The organism is Mycobacterium sp. (assembly GCF_049280035.1).
Lineage (GTDB): Bacteria > Actinomycetota > Actinomycetes > Mycobacteriales > Mycobacteriaceae > Mycobacterium.
On the sequence record NZ_JBAPPI010000885.1, the window covers coordinates 1 to 5,081 of the forward strand.

5 protein-coding genes and 1 pseudogene are annotated in these 5,081 nt (G+C 64.4%); 4 read left to right on the top strand and 2 right to left on the bottom strand.

Features of this window, described 5'->3' with window-relative positions; genetic code table 11:
* The coding region (locus WAN71_RS28175) for a thiolase family protein (RefSeq protein WP_422228475.1) at window positions 1-791 on the top strand (791 nt) is incomplete at its 5' end.
* Window positions 788-1,582 carry a crotonase/enoyl-CoA hydratase family protein gene (locus WAN71_RS28180; protein ID WP_422228476.1) on the top strand — a complete coding sequence of 265 codons (795 nt, stop codon included), beginning with the start codon at window positions 788-790 and terminating at the stop codon, window positions 1,580-1,582. The genes WAN71_RS28175 and WAN71_RS28180, both read left to right, overlap by 4 nt.
* Window positions 1,583-1,603: 21 nt before the next feature.
* Here the strand turns inward: WAN71_RS28180 and WAN71_RS28185 are convergent, their stop codons facing one another.
* Window positions 1,604-2,257 carry a polysaccharide deacetylase family protein gene (locus WAN71_RS28185; protein WP_422228477.1) on the bottom strand — a complete coding sequence of 218 codons (654 nt, stop codon included), beginning with the start codon at window positions 2,255-2,257 and terminating at the stop codon, window positions 1,604-1,606.
* 112 nt (window positions 2,258-2,369) lie between these two features.
* On the opposite strand from WAN71_RS28185, the gene WAN71_RS28190 reads away from it, so the two are divergent.
* Entirely contained in the window at window positions 2,370-2,984 is a 615-nt protein-coding gene (locus WAN71_RS28190; protein ID WP_422228478.1) for a TetR/AcrR family transcriptional regulator, read from the top strand.
* Window positions 2,981-4,822: an alpha/beta fold hydrolase gene (locus tag WAN71_RS28195; protein WP_422228479.1), complete on the top strand. Its 1,842-nt coding sequence runs from the start codon at window positions 2,981-2,983 to the stop codon at window positions 4,820-4,822. The genes WAN71_RS28190 and WAN71_RS28195 overlap by 4 nt, the downstream gene beginning before the upstream one ends.
* Before the next feature lie 15 nt (window positions 4,823-4,837).
* On the opposite strand, the pseudogene WAN71_RS28200 reads toward WAN71_RS28195, so the two are convergent.
* Window positions 4,838-5,081: pseudogene (locus tag WAN71_RS28200) on the bottom strand (monooxygenase); the annotation flags it as partial.

Consider the following 5,081-nt stretch of genomic DNA (forward strand, 5'->3'; position numbering starts at 1 on the left):
CGCGGACACCGATGGGCTCGTCGCTGGCGAACGGCGGTAGGCCGTTCCCGCAGACCTTCCTCGACCGCTACGACGGCGCGGTCCCCAACCAGGGAATCGGCGCGGAGATGATCGCCGAGCAGTGGGGACTCGACCGGATCGCGCTCGACGAGTTCTCCCTCGGCTCGCACGAAAAGGCCGCGGCTGCACAAGATTCCGGCGCATTCGACGACCAGATTGTTGCCATCAAGGACCAAGACGGGAACGTTGTGCTCAAGGATGAGGGCATCCGCCGGGGCACGCCGATGGAGAAGATGGCGCAGTTGAAGCCCGCCTTCAAGGAGGACGGCGTGATTCACGCTGGAAACTCCAGCCAGATCTCCGACGGGTCGGCCGCGTTGCTGCTCATGTCGGCGGAGAAGGCGAAGTCGTTGAAACTCAATCCGATCGCCAAGGTGCACACCGCCACCCTGGCCGGCGCCGACCCGGTCATCATGCTGACCGCGCCGATCCCGGCGACCCAGAAGGCGTTGCAGCGCTCCGGCCTGAAGCTGGAGGACATCGGGGTTTTCGAGGTCAATGAGGCGTTCGCACCCGTGCCGCTGGCGTGGCTGAAGGACATCGGCGCTGACGAGAAGAAGCTGAACCCCAACGGCGGCGCGATCGCGCTCGGCCATCCGCTCGGCGGATCCGGGGCCCGGATCATGACCACGCTGCTCTACCACATGCGGGACAAGGGAATTCGTTACGGCTTGCAGACGATGTGCGAGGGCGGTGGTCAGGCCAACGCAACCATTGTGGAGCTGCTGTGACCCAAACCGCGCCTGCGGCGCTGGCCGAACGGCGCGGCAATGTCCTGGTGATCACGATCAACCGGCCCGAGGCCCGCAACGCGGTCAACGGCGCGGTGAGTACCGCCGTCGGCGACGCGCTCGAGCAAGCCCAAAACGACGACGAGGTGCGGGCGGTCGTGATCACCGGCGCCGGCGACAAATCCTTTTGTGCCGGAGCAGATCTCAAGGCGATTTCGCGCCGCGAGAATCTGTATCATCCCGACCACGGCGAATGGGGTTTCGCCGGTTACGTCCACCACTTCATCGACAAGCCGACCATCGCGGCGGTCAACGGCACCGCGCTGGGCGGCGGCACCGAGCTGGCCTTGGCCAGTGATTTGGTGGTGGCCTGCGAAAGCGCGACATTCGGTTTGCCGGAGGTCAAGGTCGGGCTGTTTGCCGCTGCCGGTGGGGTGTTCCGGATCGTGCATCAACTGCCGCGCAAGATCGCGCTCGAGATGGTGCTCACCGGTGAGCCGATCAGCGCTGCCGAGGCCGCCAAGTGGGGCCTGATCAACCAGGTCGTCCCGGATGGCAGCGTACTGGAGGCCGCGCTCGCGCTGGCCGAGCGGGTCACGGTGAACGCGCCGTTGTCGGTGCAGGCCAGCAAGCGGATCGCCTACGGTGCCGACGACGGCGTCATCCCCGACGAGGAACCCGGCTGGGCGCGCACCCAACGCGAATTCGGCGTAGTGCTGAGATCCGAGGACGCTAAGGAAGGCCCGTTGGCGTTCGCCGAAAAGCGCCCGCCGGTCTGGAAGGCGCGCTGACGCGAGAACGTCACAGCGGCATCAGGTGGGCATCAGGTGGTCTAGGGGACTAACGATGCGCCCATCGATGATCGGCACGCACTCGTCGGGCAGCTCGCCCGTCACTGCCGCCCCGGTGCGGTCCAGTTCATCGAGAAAGCGTGGGAGCTGGTCCATGGCCCCGGTCGGCAGGTCGTGGACTACCACCACGGTGTGTTCTTGCGCCCGGACATCGGCTAGCGCTCGGTCGATCCACCCGACCGGATCCACCCAGTCGCGCGGCACGCTGTTCCACAGCACGCAGGTGTGCTTCCCGCTCACCAGATAATTGACCGCAGTGCGGTTAAGGCAACGTCGGTCTAGTTGCCCTTCGGTGCCCCACGGACGGAAGAGGAAGTTCTCGCCGGTAAATTCCCGCAGAATGTCGTGCGCCACGGCGATTTCGGTGATGGTTGCCTGTTCACGCAGTTCGCCCAGCGGCCGGCCGTGAGTGAGCGAGTGATTGCCCACCCGGTGACAATCCCGGACCATTCTGGTGAGCTGCGCGTGCGCGGCCGGGTCTGCGTCTACGCGGTCGGCGACGACGAAAAAGATCGCGCGAAGCGACCTCTCCGCGAGTAAGTCGAGAACCCGATCGGTCACCCCGGGCGTGGGTCCGTTGTCGAAAGTGAGGGTGACCCGTCTATCTCCCGTCACAGCGTTGTCGGACCTCTCCCGTCGGGCCTCGAGTTGTCGACTTTGGGCACTAACTGATCGATCAGTCAGCTACTGTAACGTGGACCAGCGACTAGAGACAATGGAGGTCTCGTTGACAACAGCGGCGCTGGGTCCACCGGCTGCGACGAACGCCCGACCGCGCATCCTCGCGGCGGCGTTGGAGTGCTTCAGCGAGTTCGGCTACGAGAAATCCTCGATGAAACGGATCGCTGCGCGCGCCGGTGTCTCACAACCCCTGCTGCACCACCACTTCGACACCAAAGAACGGCTGATCCAATCGGCGATCGAACAGATGGCCGCTGACATGTTCTCGAGCGCAGCCGACCAACTACCGCAACAGGGGTCTGCCGCTGAACGACTCGATTTCGCGGCCGAACTGCTGTACGCGCTCTTTGTCAACAATCTGCGCGCGGCGACGTTCGTGGTGGAATTCGCCGCGGCGGCAAACCACAACGACGCCCTCAGACAACCATATTTGGCCTACCAGCAAATCCAGCGGGACAACATTGTCAGCTTCGTCCAAGAGTTGGCCCCCGGAGCCGAGAGCGCCGTATCCGTTGAACTCATCGAGACGTTCCTCCTTGGGATGGCGATGCGCCGACCGTTCACCACTGACCAATCTGCGTTCCGGGCCGGCTTCGACGTCCATGTCCGACTGTTGATCAACCATCTCATCGCTCAAGGAACGGAGCACCCAGCGCCATGACCATCGTCAACCCCGAACGTGCGGTTGAGGCCCCAGTCGACGGCTGGGTTGCAGGAAGCAAAGGCAAGCCGCTCTTCCTGAAACGCTACGAGCATCCCAACGCCGAGTACGTGCTGGTCCTGGTGCACGGCACCGCAGGCTACAGCGCGGTCTACCACGATTTCGCCGAGCAATTCCGGCGACACTTTCCGGCGTCGGTCTGGGCTTTCGACCTGACTGGTCACGGGCGCACTCCCGGCCCTCGAGGCGTCTTCACCTTCGAAGACTTCCTCGAGGACGTTCGCGCGGTGTGCGATGACGCGGGCGAAAGCACCGGCCTTCCGGTGGTGTTGCACGGGGCCAGCCAGGGCGGGGAGGTTGCATTCCATGCGCTCGCCCGCTGCCCACGCGTCGCCGGAGCCGTGTGCATGAACGTCTTGCTGAACGACGAGCTACAGATGAACCGTGCGATTCGATTGATGCGTTCGACGGTCATGACTCGGGTGGCCCGAGTTCTTGGCGACCGGGTTCGGGTACCGCTCCGCCGGTTCATCGACTTCAAAGCTGCGTATCAAGAGGACCCAGATCTGTTGCCCGAGAAGCTGGCTGACCCGCTCTACGTGTGGTCGTATGGCTTCAAGAGCTACCACTCCGTCTTCAACTACCGGCCGACTGAGCCGGCCGCGGCCAATGCCAAGCCCGTCCTGATTGCCTGCGGCGAGAACGACGAGATCGTCGGCGCCGACCATGCCCGGGCCTGCTTCGAGCGCATCGGCGGGCCCAAAGACCTCTTTGTGATGCCTGGCGGTGGACACCAGCTGATGCTCTTCGAGACCGAGGTGTACAGCCGGGTCGTCGACTCATGGATCCGTGAGCGCGTCTTAGCTGGGGCGCACTCGTGGACCGCGCCGCTCGACGTCGAAGAGCGGACATACTTCGACTTCCTGCACCGCGAGCGGCGCAACGAAGCCAGCGGCGAGCCAGATTACGGCTATTCCTGGCTGGACAAGCTCCTCACCAGAGTCCACAACGGCACGATCGAACGCGGTGTGCGCTACTTCGCCCAAGCCCAGGCCAGCGCGCACTGGCGGTTCACCGAACAGCTGGTCAGCAAAATCGACTGCGCCGCTTGGCGATTCCTGCGCGACTATTTACCCCAGTTCGCGGGAACCGAGCGTCCGCGCATGGCGGTGGCCGGCTGCGGCAGCGGTAACGCCATCCGCGGTTTGCTCAAGCTGGATCCCCGGCTACGGGAGTGGGAGATCGATGGCTTCGACGTCGACTACAAAGCCATCCGGGCAGCGAGGCGGTCCTGCACCGACATCCCGAACGTTCAATTCCACGTGGGGGACATCCGCGATCAAAACGTGCTACCCAGCGAACAGTTCGATGTGGTCTACATGCACGGAATACTTGACCACTGTGGGGAACACCGCGCTGTCCTGGCGAATGTCCATCGTGCGCTCAAGCCGGGCGGGCGGGTGTTCTATGTTGCGCCAGACCGGAATCTGTACACCTGGCTAGCCTTCGTCAGCATCGGCCCGTTGTTTGTGTCCGGCTTGTACAAGTCAAATCACGACTTCCGCCGGTTCCCAAGACCCACTGAGCTTTCCAGACTTCTCGAAGATGTCGGCTACCGGCCATTGCCGAAGCATGGGGCGTCCCAGCGGCCGGCCGTCGCCGGGCTTGAATACACCTCCAGGATGGACCCGTTCGCTCCGCGCCGCTCATTCCGCAAACGCAACCTCTCCGGCTTCACCCTCGAGCTGACCGAGGCCCGAAGCTGGCTTGGCGACGGGTATCTGGGCGAATACGTGGGAGCAGCGGAAAAGCCCGTTGCAGCACAACCACACTCGTGATTGCCAGCCGGCACTTCAACGCGCCAGAGTGTTCACCGCCCGGCTGAAGACGCCGGGAAGCAGGGCGGCTGCCGGCACGACCGCGCGTCGGCCGACTCGCGGCGCGGTGGCCAACACCAGCGCGCGGGTGAGCAACCGGTAGTCGCGGGTGATGCGGTGCCACGCGGCCTCATACGACGACGGCGCGTCGTCGATGATCGCTGCCACGGCGGCGCCGGCTTGTTTGACGGCGAGGCTGATGCCCTCGCCGGTCAGCGCA